Raw genomic sequence first — 25,522 nt, 5'->3', positions numbered from 1 at the left:
GGCGCTCAGGAACCCGGCCGGGCCACGAGCCGCTCGTAGGCCGCGCGCAGCCCGGCGACCGTCTCGCGGTCGGCGGGCCGCAGCGGTGCCCGGACCGGGCCGGCCGGCAGGCCCAGGTCGCCCAGGAGCCCCTTGGCGGTGACGGTCCCGGGCAGGCCCGAGGCCATCATCGACTCCACCAGTTCCATGACCTGTTGCTGAAGCCCGGCGGCCTCGGCGGTGCGGCCCGCGTCGAACGCGTCCAGGACGGACCGGAGCCGGTCCGGCACCACGTTCGCGACCGTGCTGACGTAGCCTGCCCCGCCCACCGCGTACAGCGCCAGGTGGTGCTCCTCGCAGCCCGCGTAGTACGCCAACTCGGTGCGGGAGAGCACCTTCTGGGCGCCGAGGAAGTCGTAGGAACAGTCCTTGACCGCGACGATCCGGGGGTGCTCGGCGAGCCGGAGCATGGTGTCCGGCTCGATCCGGGTGCCCGTGCGGCCGGGGATGTCGTACAGCATCACCGGCAGCCCGGACGCGTCCGCGACCTCGCGGAAGTGCGCCTCCAGGGCGTCCTGCGGAGGCCTGCTGTAGTACGGGCTGACCACGAGCACCCCGTCCGCGCCGGCCTTCTCGGCGGCCCGGGCGAGTTCGACGGTGTGGCGGGTGTCGGAGGTGCCCACCCCGGCCACGATCGACGCCCGGTCGCCCACCGCCTCCCGTACCGCGGCCACCAGTTCCGCCTTCTCCGCGTCCGACGTGGTCGGCGACTCACCCGTCGTGCCGGAGAGCACCAGTCCGTCGCAGCCGGCGGACACCAGCCGGCCGGCGAGCCGCCGCGCACCGTCGAGGTCCAGCGCGCCGGCACCGGTGAACGGCGTGATCATCGCGCAGAGCGCACGGCCGAAGGCCGGAGCGGGGGGCGGGGCGGCGGTCGGACTCGGGGGTGTGGTGCGAGCTGTCGTCATACGGGCAGTCTCGGTCGTATGACAGTGAAGCTCTACTTAAATTTTCTACGGAGTACGAATAAGTGTTCCTGTACGGATGTCCCGGCGCGGGGTAGCGGCGACCGGCCGGGGTACCCGGATGCTCCGGAACCGAGAGGAGGCGGAACGCCGTGACCGGGACCACGGACATCCGACCCGTCCGCAACGAGCACCACAGCGACGGGCGCCACGGCAATGGGCACCACGGCGACGGGCACCCCGGCAATGGGCACCACGGCGACGGGCACCCCGGCAATGGGCACCACACCGTCGGCGAACTCGTCAACCAGGGCACCGAACAGCTCTCCCGGCTCGTACGGCAGGAACTGGCCCTCGCCAAGCACGAGTTCACCGAGAAGGGGCGACGCGCCGGGCGCGGCGGAGGTCTGCTCGGCGCCGCGGGCGCGTTCGGCTACGCCGGCCTGCTCGCGCTCGCCGGCACGGCCGTCGCCGCCCTCTCGCTGACGCTGCCCGTCTGGGCGGCGGCGCTCATCGTGACGGCGGTGCTCTTCGCGATCGCCGCCGTGCTCGCCGCGCTCGGCCGTGGCCAGCTGCGCCGGGCCGCGCCGCCCACCCCCGAGGAGACCCTCGGCAGCGTCCGGGCCGACGTCGAGGAGATCAGGGAAAGGGCACACCGATGACGGACAGGACAACGGCCGGCCTGCGTCGGCAGATGGAGCGGACCCGGCACCGGCTCGGGGTCACGGTCGAGGAACTGGCGGCCCGGGCGGACGTCGGCGGACGGACCCGGGCCCGCGCCGCCGACCTCATGGACCGCGCCGGCGCGATGACCGTACAGCTGCGCAGCACGGCGTCCCAGGCGAGTTACCACCTGCAGGAACGGGCCGGGCGCGCGGGGTACGCGGTTCAGGAGCGGGCGAGCCACGCGGGGCACGCGGTGCAGGCAAGGGCGGGCCACGCGGCTCAGGGACGAGGGGGCCGTGCGCGGCACGCCGTGCAGGACGCCGCCGCCCGCGTCGGCCGCACCGCCCAGGACCATGCCCGCCACGCCCGCCACGACCTCCGGGACAACGCGGCCCGCGCGGGTCGCACCGCGCAGCGGTCGGCGCCCGCTCCGGTCCGCGTACCCGTGCGGTTCGCCCTCCGGCACCCGCGGCCGGTAGTGGTCGCGGGTGCCGCCGTGGTGGCACTGGTGGCGGTCGGGGTGATCGGAAGGGGCAGGGCGAGGGCGGAGCACTAGCCCGCGCCGGTGCGACAGGTGGAGGCCCGGTACCCGCGGCATGCGGGTGCCGGGCCTTCGGCCTGCCCGGCGCCCGGTCCCGCCCCGCGACCGAAAACCATATTGTCCTGGACAAGAAAAGTTTTCGGTGAGCGGTGGACGCATGCTGGACGTGACCGTGATCGAGGACCCCGAGGCCGCCGCCGTCTCCCTGGACCCCATACGGGCCAGGCTGCTCGCCGAGCTGGCGGCCGGACCCGCGTCGGCGGCGATGCTGGCCGGCAAGGTCGGGCTGCCGAGGCAGAAGGTGAACTACCACCTCAAGGCGCTGGAGCGGCACGGCCTGGTCGAGCTGGCCGGTGAGCGCCGCAAGGGCAACGTGACCGAGCGGCTGATGCGGGCGACCGCGGCGTCGTACGTGATCTCGCCGCTCGCGCTCGCCGCGGTGCAGCCGGACCCGGACCGCTTCCGGGACCAGCTGTCCGCGCGCTGGCTGCTCGCGCTCGGCGCCCGGCTGGTGCGTGACGTCGGCTCGCTGATCACCGGCGCCGAGAAAGCCCGCAAGGGGCTGGCGACCTACGCGCTGGACGGCGAGGTGCGCTTCGCCTCGGCCGCGGACCGGGCCGCGTTCATCCAGGAGCTGACGGCGGGCGTCGGCGCGCTCATCCGCAAGTACGACGCCCCCGACGCCGAGAGCGGCCGGGACCACCGGATCGTCGTGGCCGTCCATCCCACGGTCAAGACCCAGGCGCAGCCCCGGAGTCAGGCCCAGGCCCAGATCCGGACCCGGGAACCAGACAGTCAGTAATCAGGAGCCAGCCATGTCCAAGGAATTCGAGATCGCCCGCGAGTTCGAGGTCGACGCCACGCCGCAGCAGGTGTGGGACGCCTTCACCGCGGGGACCGGCGGCTGGCTGTGGCCGATGGAGGAGCCGGAGCCGCGCGAGGGCGGCAAGGGCCCCTTCGGCTCGACGGTCACCGTCTGGGACCCGCCGCACCGCTACACCAACCGGGTCGAGAACGTCGACGGCATCTCCGAGCAGACCGTCAACCAGCTCGACTACACCGTCGAGCCGCGCGACGAAGGCCGGCGCGCGTGGGTGCGCTATGTGCACAGCGGCATCTTCGTCGACGACTGGGACAACCAGTACGACGCGGCGGGCCGGCACACCGACTTCTACCTGCACACACTGCGCGAGTACCTGACGCACTTCGACGGCCGCCCGGTCGCCTTCGTCACCTTCGACGGGCCCGACGCGTCCAAGGCGCCCGACGCCCTCACCGCCGTGGCACGGGCGCTGGGCCTCGCGGACGACACGGCCGAAGGCGCGCGCGTCCAGGCCGGCGGCCCCGGGGGACGGCTCCTCGATGCCGTGGTCGACTTCCGCGACCCGTACTTCGTCGGGCTGCGCGGCGACAGCGCTCTCGTCCGCTTCTTCGGCCGCAACCACTGGGGCTACCCGGTCGGCGTCAGCGTCCACGACTTCGCACCGGACGCCGACGCCGCGGCGAACGAGACCGCCTGGCAGGGCTGGCTGAACGGAGTGTTCAGCCGGCCCCGGTGACGGCGGCCGCAGGTGCTACGGCTCGAAGCGCAGCACCTGCGGGTCGTGGTCGCTGATCTGGTCGTGGAACTCCGAGTTGATGTGCACGCTGTCGTACTCGAGGCCGCAGCCGCGCCGGATCGACGGGCTCACCAGGATCTGGTCCAGGACCTGCTGGTTGCCCTGGTAGTCGTAGGTGTAACGCTCGCTCCTGGGGAGCGATTTGATCGCCGACCACAGCTCGCCCTCACCCTCGAGGAGCTGCGCGGTGCCGGAGAACTCGAAGTCGTTGATGTCGCCCAGCGCGATGACGTCCGCGTTCTTCTGCGTGTCGAGGATGTCCTTGACGAACGCGTTGACCAGCGTCGCCTGCTGGTGGCGCTGGGTCTCCGAGCTGCGCACCACCGGCTGGTACTGCGCGGTCAGGCCCTGGTCGCCGCCCTTGGAGTTGAAGTGGTTGGCGATCACGAAGACCGTGCGGCCACGGAAGACGAACTCGCCGGCCAGCGGCTTGCGGCTGCTCGCCCAGGCCGCGTCGGCCGGGTCGATGCGGCCGGGGGAGGCGGTGAGCTGGGCCTTGCCGCGCACCTTGGTGACACCGACGGCCGTGCCGGCGTCGCCGCCCGCGCGGTCGGTGAAGGAGACCCGCTCCGGGTTGAACAGGAACACCTGACGGATGTTCCCGCCCGGCTCGCCGCCGTCGGTGTTGTTCGCCGGGTCGATCGAGCGCCAGTCGTACGTCGGGCCGCCCGCGGCCACGATCGCGTCGATCAGCTTGCCGACCGTCACATCGGCGGCGACCGTGCCGTCGTTGGTCGCGCCGTTGTTGTCCTGGATCTCCTCCAGGGACACGATGTCGGGCGACTTCAGGTTGTTCACGATCGCGGAGGCGTGCTCCTCGAACGTGGCGTCGGACGGGTCGAGGTTCTCGACGTTGTACGTCGCGACCGCCAGCTCGCCCTTCTTCTGCTTCTGCGTCGTCTCCCGCTCCAGGCCACCGCTCTTCAGCGTGCCGAGCTGACCGGCGACGAGGGTGTAGCCGCCGAACTGGTTGTAGTCCAGCGGGCCCTGGGTGACGCCGGTGAGGGTGTCGCCGACGTTCGCGACGGGGAAGTCGGCCGTCGCGCCGAGCGACTGGATCTGGAGCCGGCCGGTGTTCTGCGAGGTGTAGGAGCCGTACAGCGCGCCCCCGCGGCGGCTGGTGTTCTCGCGCGGCTTCACCGTGACCCACAGCTCGGTGTACGGGTCGGTGGCGGTGACCACGCGGGCGTCGGCGACCTGGACGTTCATGCCCTCGAGGGACTCGTAGTAGTCCAGGGCGTACGTGCCGGGCCGCAGGGTGAGAGCGTTGACCGAGTTGCTCGCGGCTGTGTCGCCGGCCGGGGTGTACGCGGCCGGGACCGACTTCGCGTTCACGGCCGTCGCGGCCGGGACCGCGTTGCCGCTCGAGACGACGGTCACCGTCGGCTTGGTGATCTCCGTGATCGTCTGGTTGCCGGTCGAGGCGCCGCCCGGGACGAACTCCGAGACCGTGCCGGTGACCGTGACGGAGTCGCCGACGGCGACCTTCGGGACGGAGCTGGTGAAGACGAATACGCCCTCACTGGTGGCCGGGGCGGCGTCCGGGTTCGGATCCTGGATCCAGAAGCCTCTGGACGAGCCGTAGGTGCGCACGCCGGTGACGATTCCGGCCACACCCGTGACCGCCTGGCCGGCGTACGGCGACAGCCGGGTCGTGCCCTGAATGTCGTGGATGGCCACCGTCTCCGCGTGCGCGGGCGCGGACAGGGCGACGGTGGAGGCCGCGGAACAGACGGCGGCGACGGTGAGCGCGGCGAGACGCGCGGACTTCTTGCTCGGCAACGGAAATCCCTCCGGGGACGTACATGAGCGCCGGGACGAGGGTGGAACGTGGGGCCGCGATCCGCGGGGCGGACGCGACGCGCGTAGAAAATACAGTGAACAGATGTCCATCGGATTTCTACGCGCGTCAATCTCCTGCCTGGTCACGCCACTTGTCAAGGTTTCAGCCATGTACGCCGCCCGGCGGGGAGATGAACCGGGCGGCATGGGTCCATACCCGTCTAGGCTGAGTGGCCCAGTGCCCCCAGCGGGCCGGTGGCACCACGCGCCCTAGGAGAACCAGCCGATGTCAGACAGCTCCCCCCTCCCGCCGGTGCGGCTGCACCCCGAAGCGGAGCTGGCGCGCGACGCGCTGTCCACGCCGTTGCTCTCCCGGGCCGCCCTGCTCGCCCGCTGGGCCGGTCCCGGCACCCGGGTCGACGCCGGGGGCGGACTCGTCGAGGACCAGCTGGCACCCGCCGCCGAGGTACTGGGACTGACCGGGGACGACGCCGCCGCCTGCGCGAGCGAGGCCTGGCGGGTCGCCGTGGACGCCGGGCTCGTGGAGGTCGCCGACGAGGAGGCCGGCACCGTCTCGGCCGGCGAGGACCTGGCGCTGCTGACCGGCGGTTCCCCGCACGACATCCTCGCCGTCTGGCTCGGCGCCCTGGAGACCGTGCTCGCCGACGCGGCCGTCCCCGACCTGGACGAGCTGATGGAGGCGATGGACGAGGGCGGCGAGGTCGACTTCTCCCGGCTCGACTGGAACCCCGAGGCCGAGGCCGAGTTCCTCGACGGCGTCCTCGGCAACCTCTACCTGCTCACCGCCGGCGAGGACGGCCCCGGCGACGCCCCGGTCCCGCTGCCCGCCCTCGCCGCGTCGATGATCATCCCCGGTGACATGGAAGAGCCCACCAACGACGTCCTGGAACAGGTCTCCGACGCGATGATGCGGCTCGACGACCAGTTCCGGCTGCTGGAGCCGATCGGGATCGTCGCCTACCGGCCCGTCGACGAGAACCTGATGGCGGACCCCGAGGAGGAGCCCGCCGCCCAAGCCGACGACACCGACGTCTCCCGCTACGGCATGGTCCGGCTCACCCCGCTCGGCGTGTACGGGCTGCGGGCCCGGCTGCTGGAGGCCGGCTTCCAGGCCCCGGCCGTCGGCGACCTCGCCGACAAGGGCGCCGACGTCCTCCTCGACGGCAGCGCCGACTACGGCTCGCGCGCCGCCCTCGCCGAGACCGAGCAATGGCTGGTGCGTCGCGAACCCCTCGACGCCGCACGGGAGTTGCTGGCCGCCGCCCGGGGCTCGGACCCGGGCGCCCCGCTGCGCCGACTGCGCTGCCAGCAGGCCCTCTCCCTCGTCGGCGGCCAGGCCGAACCCGCCGTCCGCGAGGTCCTCGACGACGCCGAACTCGGCGGCCTCGCCCGCGTCTGGCTCAGCGAGCTCGGCGCGACGGACGTCCCGGCGCCCTCCGAGGAGCTGGTCTTCTGGCTCACCATCGACACGGTGGCGGCGCAGCTCGCCGCGGAGGGCAACTCCGAGGAGCTCCAGGCCCTCGTCGAGGGGCTGGCCCAGCAGCACGGCGGATTCTTCTCGGCGGCCTGGCGCGTCGACCACCCGGCGACCCCGGACGTCCTGGAGGCGATGGGACGCCTGCATCCGGACAAGCGCATCGCGAAGGAAGCACGCAAGGCGGCCTTCAAGGCGCGGTCCCAGCAGGGCGGATGAGGCTTCCGTGGCGCGGGCCTCTTTGGTCTCCCGTGGCCTGATCCGTACGGATTCACGGAAGGGGGTCCCCTGAAGTCGCCCCCCGTTCAACTCCTGTTCAGGCACGGGCGGGACGGTGTCGCCGAACCGAGGTCCGCCACCCTCCACGGCACCTTCACCGCGTCTCAGGAGACACCATGTCGCTCACCCGCAGGGACTTCGCCCGACAATCCGCGATCACCGGTGCCGGGGTCGCGCTGGCGGGCAGCGTAGGCGCCCTCGCCACCGCGCCCAACGCCCTCGCGTCCACGGAGACCGAGTCCGCGCCGGACACCGCGGACGCGACGCGGAAGTCGGCGGCCGGCCACCACGGGGTCGGCTACGGGCCACTGCTGTCCGACCCCGCGGGCATCCTCGCGTTGCCCGCCGGCTTCAAGTACCGCGTCATCACCTACAGCGGCAGGACGAAGCTGGAGTCCGGCGAGACCACCCCGTCCAACCACGACGGCACCGCCACCTTCTGCGGCCCGCGCGGCGCGACCCTGCTCGTCAACAACCACGAGCTGAAGGGCCCGCGCGCGAGCTGGGCGTACCCGGTCCCGCTCACCGAGGGCCTGGTCTACGACCCGGCGGCGGCCGGCGGCTGCACGGTCGTCGAGGTGCGCCCCGGCGGCCATGTCGCCGAGTGGGTCGGCATCGCCGGCACCTCAACCAACTGCGCGGGCGGCACCACCCCTTGGGACACCTGGCTCACCGGCGAGGAGACCGAGGACAAGGCGGGCCAGAACGGCATGACCAAGGACCACGGCTACATCTTCGAGGTGGACCCCGAGGACCGCCGCGCCAACCGCGACCCGAGGCCCGTCAAGGCGTTCGGCCGGTACGCCCACGAGGCGGTCGTCATCGACCCCAAGCGCGGTCACGCCTACCTCACCGAGGACGCCTCCGGCCCCAACGGCCTGCTCTTCCGCTGGACCCCGCCGGCGGGCTTCCGGCACGGCCGCGGCAAGCTGCGCACCCTCGCCGACGACGCCGGCGTCCTCCAGGCGTTCAAGTGCTTCGACTCCGGCGGCAAGTTCGTCGACGACCTCTCCCGCGCCACGAAGATCGGCACGGTCTACGGCGTCGACTGGATCGACGTCCCCGACCGCGACGCCAGGACGGTGTCCGTCCGCAAGCAGTTCACCGAAGGCCAGGTCACCCGCGCCCGCAAGCTGGAGGGCATGTGGTGGAGCGACGGCGGCACCTACATCGTCTCCTCCTACGCCCGTGACGAGAGCCCCGTCCAGCACGACGGCGCCGTCTGGTTCTACGACCCCAAGCGCCGCACCCTGACCCTGAAGGTCCTGCTCGGCGTGAACCCCGACCCGTCCGTCGACGGCGCCTTCGACGGCCCCGACAACATCACCGTCTCCCCGTACGGCGGTCTCGTCATCGCCGAGGACGGCGAGGGCGTCCAGCACCTGTTCGGCGCGACCGACAGCGGCCGCACCTACCCCATCGCCCGCAACGAACTGAACATCGGCACCGCGGACGAGCCGGAGTACAGCGAGTTCACCGGCGTCACGTTCTCGCCCGACGGTCACACCCTCTTCGCCAACATCCAGACCCCGGGCATCATGCTGGCGATCACCGGGCCCTGGAAGCGCCAGCAGCGGTAATTCACCGGCACCGCTTAATTCGCTCGCGACTTCCGTGCTGCGTCTCCTAGATTGAGATCACGACAACGCACCTCCCGGTGCGCAGGCTGCGGCTACTTCTTTGCAACAGAAATCGACGCCGCCGCCGACTCGATCTCGGGAGGCGCAGCATGCGGTGGGTGCCCGGTGCGCAGGCAACGGTTACTTCATTGGATCGGACGGTCGCGGGTTCGAGTCCCGTCATCGACTTCAGGTCGATGTAGCTCAGTCGGTCAGAGCATCTGGCTAAGTCCGTCGCCGACTCCTGATCTCGGGCACCCTCCCTATGCTGCGCCACTCCCCGATACACGACTCAATCAGCATTGAATTCGGGGGAATTCACGATGGCGCGCTTCAATGTCCGTGCCCGGAAAACGCGGCCCACCTCGCCCGTGACCACCACGGGCCGTACGCTCCGCACCCACCAGGGCGGCGAAGGACACGAGCGGGACGCCCGCTCCGAGCTCTTTCTGCTGGCGGTGGCCGACTTCGTCTCCCAGCAGACCTTCTACGAGAGCGGCGCCGCCCGCGACGACCGCTTCACGAAGCTGGTGCGCGAACTCGCCGTCGGCGACCCGTCCTGGACGGCCGGCCTGCTCGGCTGGCTGCGCGGCGAGGGCAACCTCCGTACCGCCGCGGTCGTCGGCGCCGCCGAGTACGTACACGCGCGCCTGGCGGCGGGCGTGACCGAAGGCCCGTCGAACCGGCAGGTCGTGGACTCCGTGCTCCAGCGGCCCGACGAGCCCGGCGAGCTGCTCGCGTACTGGACGGCGACGTACGGCCGCAACATCCCCAAGCCCGTCAAGCGGGGGATCGCCGACGCCGTACGACGGCTGTACAGCGGCAGGTCGCTGCTGAAGTACGACACCGCGTCCAAGGGCTACCGCTTCGGTGACGTCCTCAACCTGGTGCACGCGGCGCCCGACCCGGACAAGCCGTGGCAGGGCGAGCTGTTCCGGTACGCCCTGGACCGCCGGCACCACCCGGACACCGCCGTGCCGCCCGCCTCGAACCGCGTGCTGACCGCGCACCGCGAGCTGATGGCGTTGCCCGTGGCGGACCGGCGTGCGGTGGTCACCTCGCAGGCCGGGGCCGAGCGGCTCGCGACGGCGGGGATGACGTGGGAGGCGCTGGCGGGCTGGCTCCAGGGGCCGATGGACAAGGCGGCCTGGGAGGCGGTCATCCCCTCCATGGGGGCCATGGCCGCGACCCGCAACCTGCGCAACTTCGACGAGGCGGGTGTCTGCGACGAGGTCGCGGCGCGGGTGGCGGCGAAGATCAGCGACCCGGCGGAGGTGACGCGCTCGCGGCAGTTCCCCTTCCGGTACCTCGCCGCCTACCAGCACGCGCCCTCGCTGCGCTGGGCGTACCCGCTGGAGCGGGCGCTCGGCCACTCGCTGGCCAACGTGCCCGCGCTGCCCGGCCGGACGCTGGTGCTCGTCGACCGCTCGGGCTCGATGTTCTACGCACGGCTGTCGGACCGTTCCGAGCTCAACCGGGCCGACGCGGCGGCGATCTTCGGCACGGCGCTCGCGCTGCGGGCGGCCGACGCCGACCTCGTCGAGTTCGGGACCAGCAGCAACACGATCAAGTTCCGTAAGGGGGAGTCCATGTTGAAGATTCTGGAGCGTTTCGGTGACCTCGGTGGTACGGACACCACCGAGGCCGTGCGCCGGCACTACCGCGCGCACGACCGGGTGCTGATCGTCACCGACGAGCAGTTCGCCGCGAGCCGCCACGGCGACCCGACCGACCAGGTCCCGGCGAACGTGCCGGTCTACACCTGGAACCTGGCCGGCCACCGCGCGGGCCACGGTCCGTCGGGCAAGGGGAACCGGCACACCTTCGGCGGACTCTCGGACGCGGCCTTCCGGATGGTGCCGCTGCTCGAGGCCGCCGACGACACGCGGTGGCCGTGGGCGGCCTGAGAGCCGGCGCAAGCTAGCCCAGCCGTGAGACCTGGTAGTGGCCGATGTGCCAGTCGTCCTCCTCGCGTCTCACCAGAACGCCGAGGTACACGGCGATCGTGGGCCGGTCGGTGAACGAGAACTCCACGTTCAGGTAGCCGAGGACGAGGTCGTCGGCGAGGCGTCTGGTCTCGAGGAACCGGTAGTCGGCCGTCATGCCGAGGGGCTGGGAGTCGTAGTAGTCCGCGACTCCCGGCCTCCCCGTGCTGTAGGGGTGCAGGCCCTGGAAGATCGCGTCCTGAGTGAAGAGGGCGGCGACCCGCCCGGGTTCGTGCGCGTCGACGGCGGCCTTCCACCGGTCCAGGACACCGCGCAGGATCACCTCGTCGTCCGTCGTACCGCTGCTCATGGCTGTGCTCCTGTCCGCCGGTCAGTGGCCGGCGCTCATGCCGCCGTCGACGCGGAGGATCTCGCCGGTGACGAACGGGGCGTTCTCCAAGTAGACGACCGCGTCGACGATGTCGCTCTGCTCGACCATCCGGCCGACCGGGTGCGGCGCGGCGAGGAAGTCGTGCGTCTGCTCGCCCGGTGCCGGTCGGCCCTTGCCTGCGACGCGAACTGATATCTAACATGTCAGTTCATGGAGGCTGTACCACGCACGCTGCTCAGGGACCGCGCCTACGCGGCCATCCGGGACGCCATCGTGGCCGGGGACATCGCCCCCGGCGCGGTGGTGCGCGACGCCGATCTCGCCGAGCGGCTCGGGCTGTCCCGGGCGCCGGTACGGGAGGCGTTCGCCCGGCTGGTCGACGAGGGGCTGCTGGAGAGCAAGCCGCAGAGCTACACGCGGGTGACCCCGGTGGTGGCCGCAGAGGTACGGGACGCGGCGGCCGTGGTGGGCGCGATGCACGAGCTGGCCACCCGGGTGGCGGTGCCCCGGCTCTTCGCGGCGGACGTGGAGAGGATGCGCGCGGCCAACGAACGGTTCGCCACCGCCGTACGGGCCGGGGACGTGGACGCCGCCCTGCGCGCCGACGACGCACTGCACGACATCCTCGTCCGGGCCGCCGGCAACCGCGCGGCCGCCGCCACCATCGCCCGCTACACCCCCCTCATCCGGCGGCTGGAACGACGGCGCTTCGGCGAGGGCGGCACCTGCCGCTCGGCCGGACTGCACGGCCGGCTGATCGAGGCCTGCGCCGAAGGCGACGTGGACGAGGCCGTCCGCGTCACGGCGGAGATCTGGCGCACCCTCGCGGATCTCGCCGACTCCGAGGAACGAGCGGCCGAGTGACCGGTGGCCGAGTGACCGACCGACCCGCCCACTGCTCCAGGCGGCCCACCGCCCCAGGCGGCCCACTGCTCCAGGAGGCCCCATGTCCCTCTCCTCGTACGAGCGTTACCCCCTCCTCTTCGGCCCGTCCCCGGTCCACCCGCTGGAACGGCTCACCGCCCACCTCGGCGGAACCGCCCTCTGGGCGAAGCGGGAGGACTGCAACTCCGGCATCGCGTACGGCGGGAACAAGACCCGCAAGCTGGAGTACCTGGTCGCCGACGCGCTCGCGCAGGGCTGTGACACGCTCGTGTCGATCGGCGGGGTGCAGTCCAACCACACGCGTCAGGTCGCGGCCGTCGCCGCCCGCGCGGGACTCAAGTGCGTTCTGGTGCAGGAGAGTTGGGTGGAGTGGCCCGACTCGGTGTACGACAAGGTCGGCAACATCCTGATCAGCCGGCTGGCCGGGGCCGATGTGCGCCTGGTGCGGGCCGGGTTCGGGATCGGCTTCAAGGAGAGCTGGGAACTGGCCCTCAGGGAGGTCGAGGAGTCGGGCGGGAAGCCGTACGCCATCCCGGCCGGGGCCTCCGACCATCCGCTCGGCGGACTCGGTTTCGCCGGGTGGGCGTGCGAAGTCGCCGAGCAGGAGCGGGAGTCGGGCATGTTCTTCGACACCGTGATCGTCTGTTCCGTGACCGGATCGACCCAGGCCGGCATGGTCGCCGGGTTCGCCGCGCTGGAGGAGGCGGGCGGGCGGTCCCGGCGTGTCATCGGGATCGACGCCTCGGCCAAGCCCACCGAGACCCGTGAGCAGATCGCCCGCATCGCCCACGGCACCGGCCAACTCATCGGTGTCAAGCGCGAGTTGACCGTCGAGGACGTCGAGTTGGACGAGCGGTACCACGCCGGCGTCTACGGCGTCCCGGACGAGACGACCCTGGAGGCGATGCGGCTCGCCGCGCGCACCGAGGGCATGGTCACCGACCCCGTCTACGAGGGGAAGTCGATGGCCGGGCTCATCGACCTGGTCGCGCGCGGCGAGATCGGCCGCGACTCCACCGTGCTGTACGCGCACCTGGGCGGGCAGCCGGCACTGAACGCGTACAGCGCGCTGTTCTGAGGACCTGGCGCCGTTCCCGTTCCCGTTCCCGTTCCGGTTCCCGTTCCCGTTCCCGTTCCGGTTCCGGTCCGAGGCCGTCGTCCACGTCCTGGCCGGCGGCCGCGCCGGGACGCCGCCCGCCCGGGCGCGGCCGGGCGGCCGGTCCGGGTGGCGCGGGTGGAAGGGAAGAAGCGGTCGAGGCGTCAGTGGCCGAGGCGTCGGCAGGCGAGGCGGAAGGGGACGGCGTGGACATGGGGTGCTCCCTGTCTGGTGTCCCCGCGTGATGTGGTGGAACATGCGGGCAGCACGAATAGACCCTGGTCGTGGACCCGCGGAGACGAGAGCACTAAGCGGGGACCCTCTCCGTTTAGTGTCTGCCAAAATACGGAGAGAGTCCCCGGTTCGCAAGGAGTAACTGGATGACGCAGGTCAGGCCCATGCGTGCGGACGCTCGCCGCAACTACGAGCGCTTGCTGAAGGTGGCGGCGGAGGCCTTCGCCGAGCATGGGGAGGGCGCCTCCCTCGACGACATCGCCAAGCGGGCGGGCGTCGGATCCGGCACGCTGTACCGGCACTTCCCCACGCGGCAGGCGCTGTTGGAGGCGGCCTACGTCGACCGGATCGAGGCGCTGGCCGTGCGGGCCGACGAGCTCGGCGGGGAACTCCCGCCGGGCGAGGCGCTGGTGGAGTGGCTCAACGAGCTGTGCGTCGGCACGATCCAGGTCCGCGGTATGAAGTCCCTGCTCGGCTCAGCCGTCACGGACGGCAGCGCGGCCGCGGTCACCGCCTGCGGCACGAACATGAAGGAAGCGGCGGCCCGGCTGGTGGAGGCGGCGCAGCGGGAGGGCACCCTGCGGGCGGACGTCGAGCCGATCGACGTCCTGCGCCTCGCGCACGGGGTGGCGACGGCGTCGGAGCTGGCGAAGGGGGACCGCAGCGCCATCCGCCGGTATGTGTCGCTGCTGACGGAGGGGCTGCGGCCCGCGCGGTGACGACAGCGGGCGCCCCCGTGGCGGCGGGCGCCCTTGGCTGAGCGACTGCGGGCCGGGGCCGGACGCGGCTACAGGGCCTGGGCGCCCGGCTTCACCATGTTCCGTACGGTGCGGGCCTTCACGAAGTCCCCCATGGCCGTCATCTCCCACTCGCCGGAGAACTGCCGGATCAGCTTGGCCATCAGCACGCCCGTCTGCGGTTCGGCGCCGGTGAGGTCGAAGCGGACGAGCTCCTCGCCGGTCGCGGCGTCCAGGAGACGGCAGTAGGCCTTGGCGACCTCCGTGAACTTCTGGCCGGAGAAGGAGTTCACCGTGAAGACCAGACCGGACACCTCCTGCGGGATACGGCCGAGGTCGACGACGATCACCTCGTCGTCCCCGCCGCCCTCGCCGGTGAGGTTGTCGCCGGAGTGCTTGATCGCGCCGTTCACGATGGAGAGCTTGCCGAAGTAGCAGCTGTCGATGTGGTTGCGCTGGGGGCCGTAGGCGATGACCGAGGCGTCCAGGTCGATGTCCTTGCCGCGGAACGCCGGCTCCCAGCCCAGGCCCATCTTGACCTGCGAGAGCAGCGGGCGGCCGCCCTTGACGAGGGAGACGGTCTGGTTCTTCTGGAGACTGACCCGGCCCTTGTCCAGGTTGATCTTCCCCGTCGCGGCGGGCGGCGCGGCGGGCGGCGCCGGGGGCATCGGCGGGGCCGCCGGGGTCACCGGGGACTGCCGCACGGGCGGCGGGGCGACCTGCTGCGGGGGAGCGGCCGGTGCCGGCTCCTCCACCGTCACCCCGAAGTCGGTGGCGATGCCGGCCAGGCCGTTGGAATACCCCTGGCCGACCGCGCGGGCCTTCCAGGCGCCGTTGCGGAGGTAGATCTCCACGACGACCAGGGCCGTCTCCGAGCCGAGCTGCGGGGGCGTGAACGTGGCCAGCACGCCGTTGTCGTCCGCGCTGCGGATCGTCGCCGTCGGTTCCACGCCCTGGAACGTCTGTCCCGCGGCGTCCGGGCTGGCGGTGACGACGATCTTCTCGATGCCCGGCGGGACGGCGGCCGTGTCGACGATGATCGCGTCGGGGGCCGTGCCGCCGCCGGAGCGGTAGGTCACGCCGGGACCGCTCGCCTGGTTGTAGAAGATGAAGTCGTCGTCGGAGCGCACCTTGCCGTCGGCGGTGAGCAGCAGGCCCGAAACGTCGAGCCGCACCGGAGCGGCGACGTCCACCGTCACGCGCGCGGTGGGGAGAGGGATGTTCGAGCCGGGGGTCATAGCTGTCATGCCGGGTGAACGAGCGAGACCACTTTGCCGTTCCCTTACCCGGACCCGAACGGGCCCGGGCAGGGACATGGCAGGTGCGCGGGCCTACGGCACCACCACGATCTTGCGGCCGACCCCCGCCGCGAACTGTTCCAGCGCCCGCGGGTACTCCTCCAGAGGCATCCGGTCGCTGATGAAGACCTCCGGGTCCAGCACCCCGTTCGCGAAGAGTTCGGCGGCCCGCTCGAAGCTGTGCAGGACGGCCATCGAACCGGTGATGGTGATCTCCTGGTTGTAGATCCGGTACGGGTCGACGGTGACCCGGGTCGCGTAGTCGGCGACGCCGAACTGGAGGAACGTTCCCGCCTTCGCCACCCGCCCCAGACCGTCCTGGATCGCCGCCGCGTTGCCCGTCGCGTCCACGACCAGGTCCCAGCCGCGCGGCCGCTCCAGCTCGTCCGCGTTCGCCGCCGTCCCGGAGACGCCCAGCCGGCGGGCGGTCTCCAGCCGCGCCGGATTCAGGTCCACCACGTCCACGCTCGCGGCGCCCGTGCGCTTGGCCAGCTCCAGCATCATCAGTCCCATCGTCCCGGAGCCGTAGATCAGCACATGCGCGCCCAGCCGCGACCGGAGCACGTCGTAGCCGCGCACCGCGCACGACAGCGGCTCGATCAGCGCCGCGTCCTGGGTGCGGACGTGCTCGGGCAGCCGTACGCAGTTGGCCACCGGCGCCACCGCGTACTGGGCCGCGCCTCCCGCCGTGGTGACGCCGATCGCGGCCCACCGTTCGCAGAGGTTGTCGTGGCCGGTGCGGCAGTAGCGGCACTCGTGGCAGTACAGCGACGGGTCCACCGCCACCCGGTCGCCCACGGACACCTCGGTGACCTGCGTGCCGACCCCCACGACCGCGCCCGCGAACTCGTGCCCCGGCACGAGGGGCAGCTTCGGCGCGAACTCGCCCTGGAGGATGTGCAGATCGGTGCCGCACAGACCGCAGGCGGCGACCTCCACGACCACCTCGCGCGGCCCTGGCGTCGGGTCGGGGACCTCGGTGACGACGGCGTGGCCCACGGACTCGATGACGGCGGCCTTCATTTCACGGCTCCCAGGGACAGGCCCTGGACCAGTTTGTCCTGGGCGGCGAACCCCGCGGCGAGCACCGGCAGGGAGACGACGAGCGAGGCGGCGCACACCTTCGCCAGGAACAGGCCCTGGCTGGTGATGAAGCCGGTCAGGAAGACGGGGGCGGTCTCCGCGACCACACCCGTGAGCACCCGCGCGAAGAGCAGCTCGTTCCAGCTGAAGATGAAGCAGATCAGGGCCGTCGCCGCGATCCCGGGCAGGGCGATCGGGGCGACCACGCGCGCGAGGATCGTCGGCAGCCGTGCCCCGTCCACCCGCGCGGCCTCGATGACCGCCACCGGGACCTCGGCCAGGAACGACTGCATCATCCACACCGCGATCGGCAGGTTCATGGAGGTGTAGAGGGCGACCAGCAGCCAGATGTTGTCCAGCAGCCCCGCGTTCTTCGCGAACAGGTAGATCGGCAGCAGGCCCGCCACCACCGGCAGCATCTTGGTCGACAGGAAGAAGAACAGGACGTCCGTCCACTTCTTCACCGGCCGGATCGACAGCGCGTAGGCCGCCGGGAGGGCGAGGAGCAGGACGAACAGGGTCGACGCGAGGGACGCCACCGTCGAGTTGACCAGCGCGGGCCAGGGGCTCGCGCCGCCGCCTGTGCCGAAGAACTCGCGGTAGCCGTCGAGGGTGAGCGACGCGGCGAAGGACGGCGGGTTGGTCGCCGCGTCCTGCTCCGAGTGGAAGGACGTCAGGGCCATCCAGGCGACGGGCAGGAAGAACACGATGCCGGTCACCCAGGCCAACAGCCCGAGGCCGCGTCGGCGTACGACGTTCATGCGCGGGACACCTCCTCGCGGAACAGGGACGAGACGACCCGCAGGGCGAAGGTCGCGATGACGATCGAGCCGATGACCACCAGGACGCCCGCGGCCGACGCGAGGCCGTTCTCATGGGCCTGGTAGAAGCTCTGGTAGACGGTGTAGGGGAGGTTCGCCGTGCCGAGGCCTCCCGAGGTGATGGTGAAGACCGCGTCGAAGTTCTGGACGATGTAGATCGAGCCGAGCAGGGCGCCCAGCTCCAGGTAGCGGCGCAGGTGGGGGAGGGTCAGATGGCGGAAGATCTGCCAGTCGCTCGCGCCGTCCACCCGTGCGGCCTCGATCTGCTGCTGGTCCCGGCTCTGGAGGCCGGCCAGCAGGATCAGCATCATGAACGGCGTCCACTGCCAGACGAGGGAGGCCTCCACGGCGAGCAGCGGGGTGTCGGAGATCCAGTCCGGCTGGGGGCCGCCCACGTAGTGCGACAGGCCGTTGAGCAGGCCGTATTCGGGGTTGTAGAGGACGTGCTTCCAGAGCAGGGCGGCCGCCACCGGCACCACCAGGAAGGGCGCGATCAGCAGCGTGCGGACCACGCCCCGGCCCCGGAACCGACGGTCCAGCAGCAGGGCCAGGGCCAGTCCCAGCAGCAGGCTGACCAGCACCACGGTCGCCGTGAGCAGGACGGTCGTCCACACGGAGTGGCGAAGGTCGGCGTCGGTCAGGACCTGGTGGTAGTTGTCGAGCCCGGTGAAGCGGCGGGCCTTGGGGTAGAGGGCGTTCCAGTCGAAGAAGGAGATCACCACCGTGGCCACGAACGGGAGCTGGGTCACCACGATCATGAAGACCAGGGCGGGGAGCAGCGGGGCCCGGGTCGCCCAGGCGCGCAGGCGGGTGGAGGGCCCGCGCGGGGTGCGTACGGTGGGTGCGGTCACGGGGGCCGTCGTCGTCGCGGTCATCGTCCCTCGTACTCCTCGGAGATCCGCTCGGCGAGCTGCTGGGACTTCTTCAGGGCCGACTCGACGGACTGGCGTCCGGCGATGGCCGCGCTGATCTCCTGGGAGACCTTGGTGCCGAGGTCGGTGAACTCGGGGATGCCGACGAACTGGATGCCGGGCGCGGGCCGCGGCTGCACTCCCGGGTCGTTGGGTTTCGCCGCCTCGATGGCCTGCTTCGTCATGTCCTGGAAGGCGGCCGCCTCCTCGCGGTAGGCCGCGTTCTCGTAGGTCGACGCGCGCTTGCCGGCCGGCACGTTCGACCAGCCGGTCTTCTCGCCGACCAGCTGCTCGTAACTCTTGCCCGACGCCCAGGAGACGAACTTCCAGGCCTTGTCGGCGTTGCGGGAGGCCTTCTGGATGCCCCAGGCCCAGGTGTAGAGCCAGCCGGACGCGCCGGTCCGCTCCACGGGGGCCGGGGCGTAGCCCACCTTGCCCTTGACCGGGGACTTCGCCGCCTCCAGGGAACCGGCCGCGGAGGTGGCGTCGTACCACATGGCGACCTTGCCCTGGGTCATGTTGTTGAGGCACTCGGCGAAGCCGGACTGAGCGGCTCCGGACTCGCCGTGGTCACGGACCAGGTCGACATAGAACTTCGTCGCCTTCTCGAAGGCGGGCGAATCGAGCTGCGCCGTCCAGTCCTGGTCGAACCAGGTGCCGCCGAAGGTGTTCACGACGGTCGTCAGGGGCGCCATCACCTCGCCCCAGCCGGGCAGCCCGCGCAGGCAGATGCCCTTCATGCCGGGCTCGGCCCCGTCCGTCTTCGCCGCGAGGTCGGCCACCTGCTGCCAGGTGGGGTGTGCGGGCATCGTCAGGCCCTGCGCGGCGAACACGTCCTTGCGGTACATCAGGAAGGACGACTCGCCGTAGAAGGGCTGGCCGTAGAGCTTTCCGTCGTCTCCGGTGAGGGACTCGCGCATGGGTTTCAGGACGTCCTGCTCGTCGTAGGCGGGGTCCGCCGCCACGTACGGGTCCATCGCGTGCAGCCAGCCGTTGCGGGCGTAGATCGGTATCTCGTAGTTCGACAGGGTCGCCACGTCGTACTGGCCCGCCTGGTTGGCGAAGTCCTGGCTGATCTTGTCGCGGACGTCGTTCTCCGGCAGCAGGGTGAAGCTGACCTTGATGCCGGTCTCCTTGGTGAAGTGGTCGGCGGTGAGCTTCTGCAACTCGGCCATCTGGGGGTTGTTGACCATGAGGACGTTGAGGGAGTCGCCGCCGGAACCCGCCCCGCCGGCTCCGGCCCAGCAGCCGGAGAGCAACGGGGCGAGCAGCGTCCCTGCGGCGACCGCGGCGAGCGTGGCTCGCGGCCTCCGTCGGCTCTGGGTGCGCATGGACCGCTCCTGGGCGTAGTGGGATGTATCGGGCGCCCCGAGGCGTGGCGGTGCCCTCGGGAATGGGTGGTTCGGGGGATTCAGACCCGGATGACCTGAGGCCCCAGCAGTGCGTACCGGTGGGCCTCGGCCGTCGGCAGCAGCGTGCTCGTCACGATCGCCTCCAGCGTGCCCACCTCGGCGAACCGGCAGAAGCCGACCGCCCCGAACTTGGAGTGCACGCCGGTGAAGACCACTCGCCGGGCAGCCCGCACGGCCTGCGCCTTGACCTCGCCGACGGCCGGGTCCGGGGTGGTCAGACCGTGTTCGCGGGAGATGCCGTTGGCGCCGATGTAGGCGAGGTCGACGACGAAGCCGGCCAGCATCTTCGTCGTCCAGTGGTCGACGGTGGCCAGGGTGCCGGAGCGGACCCGGCCGCCGAGCAGCAGCACGGACACGTTCTCGGTCTCGGCGAGCGCGCCCGCGACCGGCAGGGACGCGGTGACCACGGTCAGCGGCCGGTCCCTGGGCAGCGCCTCGGCGATGAGCTGCGGGGTGAAGCCCTCGTCGACGAAGACCGTCTCGGCGTCCCCGAGCAGCCCGGCCGCCGCGGCGGCGATCCGGCGCTTCTCGGGTACATGGCTGGTGGCGCGGAAGGCCAGCGTCGTCTCGAAGCCCGCGCTCTCCACGGGATAGGCGCCGCCGTGCGTGCGGCGCACCAGGCCGTGGTCCTCCAGGGCGCGCAGATCCCGCCGTACGGTCTCCCTGGCCACGCCCAGTTCGGCGGCGAGCGTGGCGACGTCGACCGAGCCGGTGGCGCGCGCGGTGCGCACGATCTCGCGCTGGCGCTCCTCCGCCGTCCTCTGGCTCATGCCGTCACCTCGCTCTCCCGCTGTCCTGCCCGTTCGGGCCCGGTGGGACCCATGGGGGAAGTTCTACAGCGGGCGCGCGGCACTGACCAGGCCTGTTGCGGGCCCGATGCTGCCCGGGTGGGCCCGTTTCCGGCGCGGTCCGCCCGGCTCGGACCTGGGGAGCAGCCGGGTGGCGGGTGGGATCGGGCAGGGCGGGTGCCCGGATACGGCGGCGGTGGGCCCGTTCGGTGCCCGCCCGCCGTTCGCGAGGTCCGCCTTCCGGTCAGTACGGCCAGATCGGCGGGTCGCTGACGAAGTGGCCGCCCAGGTAGGCGTGGGCGATGTTCTCGGGGTCCAGCTCGCCCTGCTCGGCGATCAGCTTCTCGGCGTACGGCTCGGAGTCGTCCTGCGGGTCGTAGCCGAGCGCCCGCGCGGTGCTCAGGTCCCACCACAGCCGGGTGTTGTCGGAGGAGCCGTAGGCGACGGTGTGGCCGACGTTCTCGGCGGTCAGGGCCGCGTGGAACAGGCGGGCGCCGTCGGCCGGGCTCATCCACACCGACAGCATGCGCACACTGGTCGGCTCGGCGAAGCAGGAGCCGATGCGCACCGACACGCTCTCCAGGCCGTGCTTGTCCCAGTAGAGCTGGGCGAGGTCCTCGCCGAAGGACTTGGACAGGCCGTAGAAGGTGTCCGGGCGGTGCGGGGTGTCGATCGGGATCAGTTCGCCCGCGTCGTGCGGTGCGCCGCCCCTCGGGCGGGGGGTGAAGCCGACCGCGTGGTTGGAGGAGGCGAAGACGACGCGCCGCACACCCTCCTCGCGGGCGGCCTCGTACAGGTTGTACGTCCCCGCGATGTTCGCGGCGAGGATCTTCTCGAAGGGGGCTTCCAGGGAGATGCCCGCGAGGTGGATGATCGCGTCCACGCCCCGCACCGCCTCGCGGACCGCCTCCCGGTCGGCCAGGTCCGCGACGATCGCCTCCGGCGCGTCGCCGACCGGACGCAGGTCGAGCAGACGCAGCTCGTAGCCGTAGGCGGGCAGCAGCTCCCGCATCAGGGTGCCGAGGCCGCCGGCGGCGCCGGTGAGCAGGACGGTGCGCGGAGCGGGCATCCTCGGGTCTCCTTGGATCGCGGTGAGAGGGGATCACTGTAGGGCGGACGCATGTGTGGCCGTAGTTCACATTCATGGACACGCTATGGAGCGGCGGCCGCACCCGTCAAGTGTCCCGCGCGTGTGGCAAAAGTGCTGGTGTCTCGGGGGATTGCACGCTTGACCCGGCTCGATCGGGCACCCTAGCGTGAGGTTGTTCAGGAATATGGACGCCGCTCAAGGATATGGACCCGTTATGGACCCGGGAGAGCCCGTGACGTCAGCCCCGCTCGCCGACCGCCTCCGCGTTCCCAGCGGACCGCTGTTCTTCCCCGTCACCGCCTACGGCCCCGACGGCTCCCTCGACCTCGACACCTACCGCGCGCACGTCCGCCGCGGCGTCGAGGCGGGTGCCGCCGCCGTCTTCGCGGCCTGCGGGACCGGGGAGTTCCACGCGCTCGCCCCGGAGGAGTTCGAGGCCTGTGTGCGGGCGGCCGTGGCCGAGACCGCCGGGCGGGTGCCGGTCGTCGCGGGCGCCGGCTACGGGACCGCGCTCGCCGTGCGCTACGCGAGACTGGCCGAGTCGGCCGGGGCGGACGGCCTGCTCGCCATGCCGCCCTACCTCGTCGTCGCCGCCCAGGAGGGACTGCTGCGCCACTACCGGGAGGTGGCGGCCGCGACGGCCCTCCCGGTCGTCGTCTACCAGCGCGACAACGCCGTCTTCACCCCGCGGACCGTCGTCGAACTCGCCCGCACCGAGGGGATCATCGGCCTCAAGGACGGCCTCGGCGACCTCGACCTGATGCAGCGGACCATCAGCGCCGTCCGCACCGAGGTCCCCGGCGACTTCCTCTACTTCAACGGCCTGCCCACCGCCGAACAGACCCAGCTCGCCTACCGGGCACTCGGCGTCACCCTCTACTCCTCGGCCGTGTTCTGCTTCGCCCCCGAGATCGCCCTCGCCTTCCACCGGGCCCTCACCACCGGCGACGACACCACCGCCCACCGCCTCCTCGACGGCTTCTACCGGCCGTTCGTCGAACTGCGGGCCCAGGGCCGCGGTTACGCCGTCTCCCTCGTCAAGGCCGGGGTCCGGCTGCGCGGCCTCGACGTGGGCGAAGTGCGCCCGCCGCTGCACGAACCGAGCGAGGATCACGTCAAGCAGCTCGCCCAGGTGATCGAACGCGGCTACGCGCTGCTGGAGGAGGACAGGTAAGTGAGGGCGTCGACATTCGTCTATCCCTGGGACGTCACCGGCGATCCCGAGGCGCCGGCCCGGATCGCCGCGCTCGGCGTGGAACAGGTGACCCTCGCCGCCGCCTACCACTCCACCCGCGCCCTCACCCCCCGCCACCCGCGCCACCGCATCGTCACCGCCGAGCACGCGGCCGTGCTGTACCCGACCGATCCGGCCGGCGACCGCTGGAAGGGCCGCGCCCTGCGCCCGTACCCGGCTGGTGACTGGGCCCCCGGCGACGCCTACGGCGAAGCCGCCGAAGCGCTCGCGCGGGCCGGGCTCGACGTGCACACCTGGGTGGTCCTCGCGCACAACTCCCGGCTGGGCGCCGACCATCCGGACACCTCGGTCGTCAACGCCTACGGCGACCGCTACCCGTGGGCCCCCTGCATCGCCCAGCCCGACACGCGCGCGTACCTCGTCGACCTCGCCGCCGAGGCCGCCGTACGCCCGGGCGCGGGCGGCACCGAACTGGAGTCCCTCGGCTGGTACGGGCTCCAGCACCTGCACGCCCACGACAAGACCGGCGGCGTCGGCCTCGGGGACGCCGGCCAGTACCTGATGGCGCTCTGCTTCTGCCCCGCCTGCCGGGCCGGCTACGGCGAACAGGGCCTGGACGCCGACGCGCTCGCCGTCGCCGTACGGGAGGCGCTTGAGCCGCTGTGGCGGGGGGCGCCGGACGGCGAGGGAGGCTGGACCGGGGTGGAGAAGCTGCTCGGGCAGGAGACGGCGGCGGCCACGCGCGCGTGGCGCGACGACAGGGCCCGCACGCTCCAGGAGACAGCCGTGCGGGCGGTACGGGACGCCGCGCCCGACGGCTTCCAGATCCTGCTGCACGCCGACCCCGTGAGCTACCACGTCGGCGCCAACCCGGGCGTCGACCCCGGGCACATCCTGTCCGTCGCGGACGGGGTCGTCGTGCCCTGCGCGGACGGGCCCGGCCTGCTGGCCCCCTTCGCCGGGCAGGGCCGGGGCGGCGCGGTCGTCGCCGCCAACTTCGGCGTCGTCTCCGGCATGGGCGGCAGCCCGGGGACACTCACCGCCGACCTCGCGCGGGCGCGCGAGCTCGGGGCGACCGAACTGCGGCTGTATCACGCGGGATTGGCGTCGGACGGGGACCTGGCGGCCGTACGCGAGGCGCTGGCCGCCCGCTGAGAGCCGCGCAGCAGCGGCAGAACCGTCACCGGCCGGGATGCGATGAGTTTCGGGGACGTGACCGGTCCACCCTTCATGACCGACACGACAAGCACCCTCGACCTCGGCCCGCAGACCCTGATTCTGGCTCGGCTCGCGGAGGGCGTCCGCGACGAGCAGCTCGCGGACGGGACGCCCTGCCCGGGCTGCGCCGTCCGCAACATGCTCGGGCACCTCACCGGCCTCGCCGTCGCCTTCCGGGACGCCGCCCGCAAGGACCTGGGCCCCACGACGGACACCCCGCCGGACGCCGCGGCGCCGGAGATCGGCCCCGGCCGGCGCGAGGAACTCGCCAAGGCGCTCGACGCGCTCGCCGACGCCTGGCGCGACCCGGCCGCCTGGACCGGCATGACCCGCGCGGGCGGCGTGGACCTGCCCGGCGCGGTCGCGGGCGCCGTCGCCGCCGACGAGCTGGTGATCCACGGCTGGGACCTGGCCCGGGCCACGGGCCAGGAGTACACGCCCGACCCGGCCGCGCTGTCGGCGGCGTACGGGTTCCTCGCCGCCGCCGCGGCCCAGGGTGAGCCCGGGAGCGGGGTGTTCGGCCCCGTGGTCCCCGTCCCGGACGACGCCCCGCTGCTCGACCGGGCGGTCGGACTGAGCGGGCGCGACCCGGCGTGGACCCGCTAGCCGGGACGTGGACGGCCACCCGTGGTTGCCGTAGACGCACGCAATCAGGGCGCGTCCCGCGGAAGCGAAACGTACGCTCCCCACCATGCCCCTGAGCCTCACCGTCCTCGGTACCGCCTCTCCGCACCCGGGGCCGGGCCGCCCCTGCTCCGGCTACCTGCTGCGCGGCGCGGGGGCGGAGGTGTGGGTGGACGCGGGGCCCGGGACGTTCGCGGAGTTGCAGCGGCACACGGATCCCGACCGGCTCACCGCGATCTGGATCTCCCACCTCCACGCCGACCACAGCGCCGACCTCCTCGCCGCCGCCTACGCCCTCGCCTACGGCGGGATGACCCCGCCGGCCCCGATCCCGGTCTATGCGCCGCTCGACTGCGCCCGGCGTCTCGCCGGCTTCTTCGGCCGGCCGGACGTACGGTTCCTGAGCGGGGTCTTCGACTTCAGGGCCCTGTTCGACGGGCACACCGTGCGGCACTGGAACCTGCGTCTCACCTCCCGTGCGGTGGTGCACGACACCGAGGCGTACGGGCTGCGGGCCGAGTGCCAGGGGAGCGTCCTCGCGTACTCGGGCGACACCGGGCCGTGCGAGGCCCTCACCGAACTCGCCTCCGGCGCCGATCTGTTCCTGTGCGAGGCGGACATCGACAGTCATCGCGAAGGCGAACGGGAACGGCAGGTTCATCTCACGCCGGAGGAAGCGGGCGACGCCGCCCGCAGGGCAGGGGTGCGCGAGCTGTACATCACCCACGTCGGGCCCACGCTGACCCGGGAGGCCGCGACCGCCCGGGCCACCGTCGCCTTCGGAGCCCCCGCCCGCACCGCCCGCGAGGGCGAGACCCTCCCCTTCTGACCCCACTCGGGGCGCTCTGCCCCGGCGGTCTCGTCCCGCA

General features: G+C 72.1%; 24 protein-coding genes and 1 pseudogene. 14 read left to right on the top strand and 11 right to left on the bottom strand.

Annotated features, from left to right (window positions below; translation table 11 throughout):
• Positions 1-5: 5 nt before the first annotated feature.
• Positions 6-947, bottom strand: a complete 942-nt coding sequence (dapA, locus tag ACFWBD_RS32605; RefSeq protein ID WP_385674801.1) for a 4-hydroxy-tetrahydrodipicolinate synthase — start codon at positions 945-947, stop codon at positions 6-8.
• A 149-nt stretch (positions 948-1,096) separates the two neighbouring features.
• Between dapA and ACFWBD_RS32600 the strand changes: the two genes are divergently transcribed.
• The 4 genes from ACFWBD_RS32600 (at position 1,097) to ACFWBD_RS32585 (ending at position 3,710) form a co-directional block, all read left to right on the top strand.
• Complete coding sequence (locus tag ACFWBD_RS32600; protein ID WP_385674798.1) at positions 1,097-1,606, top strand: phage holin family protein; 510 nt, start codon at positions 1,097-1,099, stop codon at positions 1,604-1,606.
• Positions 1,603-2,166, top strand: a complete 564-nt coding sequence (locus ACFWBD_RS32595) for a DUF3618 domain-containing protein (RefSeq protein ID WP_385674796.1) — start codon at positions 1,603-1,605, stop codon at positions 2,164-2,166. The genes ACFWBD_RS32600 and ACFWBD_RS32595 overlap by 4 nt, the downstream gene beginning before the upstream one ends.
• Before the next feature lie 142 nt (positions 2,167-2,308).
• Complete coding sequence (locus tag ACFWBD_RS32590) at positions 2,309-2,953, top strand: ArsR/SmtB family transcription factor (protein ID WP_385674793.1); 645 nt, start codon at positions 2,309-2,311, stop codon at positions 2,951-2,953.
• 13 nt (positions 2,954-2,966) lie between these two features.
• Entirely contained in the window at positions 2,967-3,710 is a 744-nt protein-coding gene (locus tag ACFWBD_RS32585; RefSeq protein WP_385674790.1) for an SRPBCC domain-containing protein, read from the top strand.
• A 15-nt stretch (positions 3,711-3,725) separates the two neighbouring features.
• Here ACFWBD_RS32585 and ACFWBD_RS32580 read toward each other — a convergent pair whose 3' ends face one another.
• Positions 3,726-5,552, bottom strand: coding sequence for an endonuclease/exonuclease/phosphatase family protein (locus ACFWBD_RS32580; protein ID WP_385674787.1), 1,827 nt, complete (start codon positions 5,550-5,552; stop codon positions 3,726-3,728).
• A 286-nt stretch (positions 5,553-5,838) separates the two neighbouring features.
• Here ACFWBD_RS32580 and ACFWBD_RS32575 point away from each other — a divergent pair, with 286 nt between their 5' ends.
• The 3 genes from ACFWBD_RS32575 (at position 5,839) to ACFWBD_RS32565 (ending at position 10,852) form a co-directional block, all read left to right on the top strand.
• Positions 5,839-7,266: a hypothetical protein gene (locus ACFWBD_RS32575; RefSeq protein ID WP_385674784.1), complete on the top strand. Its 1,428-nt coding sequence runs from the start codon at positions 5,839-5,841 to the stop codon at positions 7,264-7,266.
• A gap of 176 nt (positions 7,267-7,442) precedes the next feature.
• The gene (locus ACFWBD_RS32570; RefSeq protein WP_385674781.1) at positions 7,443-8,906 is read left to right on the top strand and encodes an alkaline phosphatase PhoX; all 1,464 of its coding nucleotides are present in this window, start codon (positions 7,443-7,445) and stop codon (positions 8,904-8,906) included.
• A 362-nt stretch (positions 8,907-9,268) separates the two neighbouring features.
• Positions 9,269-10,852, top strand: a complete 1,584-nt coding sequence (locus tag ACFWBD_RS32565) for a TROVE domain-containing protein (protein ID WP_385674778.1) — start codon at positions 9,269-9,271, stop codon at positions 10,850-10,852.
• Positions 10,853-10,865: 13 nt separating this feature from the next.
• On the opposite strand, the gene ACFWBD_RS32560 is transcribed toward ACFWBD_RS32565, so the two are convergent.
• Positions 10,866-11,240, bottom strand: a complete 375-nt coding sequence (locus tag ACFWBD_RS32560) for a YybH family protein (protein ID WP_385674775.1) — start codon at positions 11,238-11,240, stop codon at positions 10,866-10,868.
• A 21-nt stretch (positions 11,241-11,261) separates the two neighbouring features.
• Positions 11,262-11,408: pseudogene (locus ACFWBD_RS32555) on the bottom strand (SDR family oxidoreductase); the annotation flags it as partial.
• A 63-nt stretch (positions 11,409-11,471) separates the two neighbouring features.
• On the opposite strand from ACFWBD_RS32555, the gene ACFWBD_RS32550 reads away from it, so the two are divergent.
• The 3 genes from ACFWBD_RS32550 to ACFWBD_RS32540 all read left to right on the top strand — a co-directional run bounded on the left by ACFWBD_RS32550 (position 11,472) and on the right by ACFWBD_RS32540 (position 14,195).
• The gene (locus ACFWBD_RS32550; RefSeq protein WP_385674772.1) at positions 11,472-12,125 is read left to right on the top strand and encodes a GntR family transcriptional regulator; all 654 of its coding nucleotides are present in this window, start codon (positions 11,472-11,474) and stop codon (positions 12,123-12,125) included.
• Between the two features lie 82 nt (positions 12,126-12,207).
• Positions 12,208-13,224 (top strand): 1-aminocyclopropane-1-carboxylate deaminase, encoded by a 1,017-nt coding sequence (locus tag ACFWBD_RS32545; RefSeq protein WP_385674769.1) that lies wholly within the window; start codon positions 12,208-12,210, stop codon positions 13,222-13,224.
• Between the two features lie 398 nt (positions 13,225-13,622).
• The gene (locus tag ACFWBD_RS32540; protein WP_385674766.1) at positions 13,623-14,195 is read left to right on the top strand and encodes a TetR/AcrR family transcriptional regulator; all 573 of its coding nucleotides are present in this window, start codon (positions 13,623-13,625) and stop codon (positions 14,193-14,195) included.
• A gap of 68 nt (positions 14,196-14,263) precedes the next feature.
• On the opposite strand, the gene ACFWBD_RS32535 is transcribed toward ACFWBD_RS32540, so the two are convergent.
• The 7 genes from ACFWBD_RS32535 to ACFWBD_RS32505 all read right to left on the bottom strand — a co-directional run bounded on the left by ACFWBD_RS32535 (position 14,264) and on the right by ACFWBD_RS32505 (position 21,595).
• Positions 14,264-15,451 (bottom strand): TerD family protein, encoded by a 1,188-nt coding sequence (locus ACFWBD_RS32535; RefSeq protein WP_385674826.1) that lies wholly within the window; start codon positions 15,449-15,451, stop codon positions 14,264-14,266.
• A gap of 93 nt (positions 15,452-15,544) precedes the next feature.
• Positions 15,545-16,534 (bottom strand): zinc-dependent alcohol dehydrogenase family protein, encoded by a 990-nt coding sequence (locus ACFWBD_RS32530; RefSeq protein WP_385674763.1) that lies wholly within the window; start codon positions 16,532-16,534, stop codon positions 15,545-15,547.
• Positions 16,531-17,355 (bottom strand): carbohydrate ABC transporter permease, encoded by an 825-nt coding sequence (locus ACFWBD_RS32525; RefSeq protein WP_385674761.1) that lies wholly within the window; start codon positions 17,353-17,355, stop codon positions 16,531-16,533. Before ACFWBD_RS32525 ends, ACFWBD_RS32530 begins: the two co-directional genes overlap by 4 nt.
• Positions 17,352-18,290 carry a carbohydrate ABC transporter permease gene (locus ACFWBD_RS32520; protein ID WP_385674758.1) on the bottom strand — a complete coding sequence of 313 codons (939 nt, stop codon included), beginning with the start codon at positions 18,288-18,290 and terminating at the stop codon, positions 17,352-17,354. The genes ACFWBD_RS32525 and ACFWBD_RS32520 overlap by 4 nt, the downstream gene beginning before the upstream one ends.
• Positions 18,287-19,657, bottom strand: a complete 1,371-nt coding sequence (locus ACFWBD_RS32515) for an ABC transporter substrate-binding protein (RefSeq protein ID WP_385674755.1) — start codon at positions 19,655-19,657, stop codon at positions 18,287-18,289. Before ACFWBD_RS32515 ends, ACFWBD_RS32520 begins: the two co-directional genes overlap by 4 nt.
• 80 nt (positions 19,658-19,737) lie before the next feature.
• Positions 19,738-20,508 (bottom strand): DeoR/GlpR family DNA-binding transcription regulator, encoded by a 771-nt coding sequence (locus ACFWBD_RS32510; protein ID WP_385674752.1) that lies wholly within the window; start codon positions 20,506-20,508, stop codon positions 19,738-19,740.
• A 262-nt stretch (positions 20,509-20,770) separates the two neighbouring features.
• Entirely contained in the window at positions 20,771-21,595 is an 825-nt protein-coding gene (locus tag ACFWBD_RS32505; RefSeq protein WP_385674749.1) for an NAD-dependent epimerase/dehydratase family protein, read from the bottom strand.
• Positions 21,596-21,848: 253 nt separating this feature from the next.
• On the opposite strand from ACFWBD_RS32505, the gene ACFWBD_RS32500 reads away from it, so the two are divergent.
• The 4 genes from ACFWBD_RS32500 to ACFWBD_RS32485 all read left to right on the top strand — a co-directional run bounded on the left by ACFWBD_RS32500 (position 21,849) and on the right by ACFWBD_RS32485 (position 25,482).
• The gene (locus ACFWBD_RS32500) at positions 21,849-22,790 is read left to right on the top strand and encodes a 5-dehydro-4-deoxyglucarate dehydratase (RefSeq protein WP_385674746.1); all 942 of its coding nucleotides are present in this window, start codon (positions 21,849-21,851) and stop codon (positions 22,788-22,790) included.
• Positions 22,791-23,966 carry a hypothetical protein gene (locus ACFWBD_RS32495; RefSeq protein ID WP_385674743.1) on the top strand — a complete coding sequence of 392 codons (1,176 nt, stop codon included), beginning with the start codon at positions 22,791-22,793 and terminating at the stop codon, positions 23,964-23,966.
• Between the two features lie 75 nt (positions 23,967-24,041).
• Positions 24,042-24,635, top strand: a complete 594-nt coding sequence (locus tag ACFWBD_RS32490; protein WP_385674740.1) for a TIGR03086 family metal-binding protein — start codon at positions 24,042-24,044, stop codon at positions 24,633-24,635.
• An 85-nt stretch (positions 24,636-24,720) separates the two neighbouring features.
• Entirely contained in the window at positions 24,721-25,482 is a 762-nt protein-coding gene (locus ACFWBD_RS32485) for an MBL fold metallo-hydrolase (RefSeq protein ID WP_385674737.1), read from the top strand.
• The last annotated feature ends 40 nt before the right edge of the window (positions 25,483-25,522 follow it).

Source organism: Streptomyces sp. NPDC060002 (assembly GCF_042737245.1).
GTDB lineage: Bacteria > Actinomycetota > Actinomycetes > Streptomycetales > Streptomycetaceae > Streptomyces.
The sequence above is the reverse complement of the archived record's forward strand: the minus strand, read 5'-3'. Positions and strand labels throughout refer to the sequence as shown.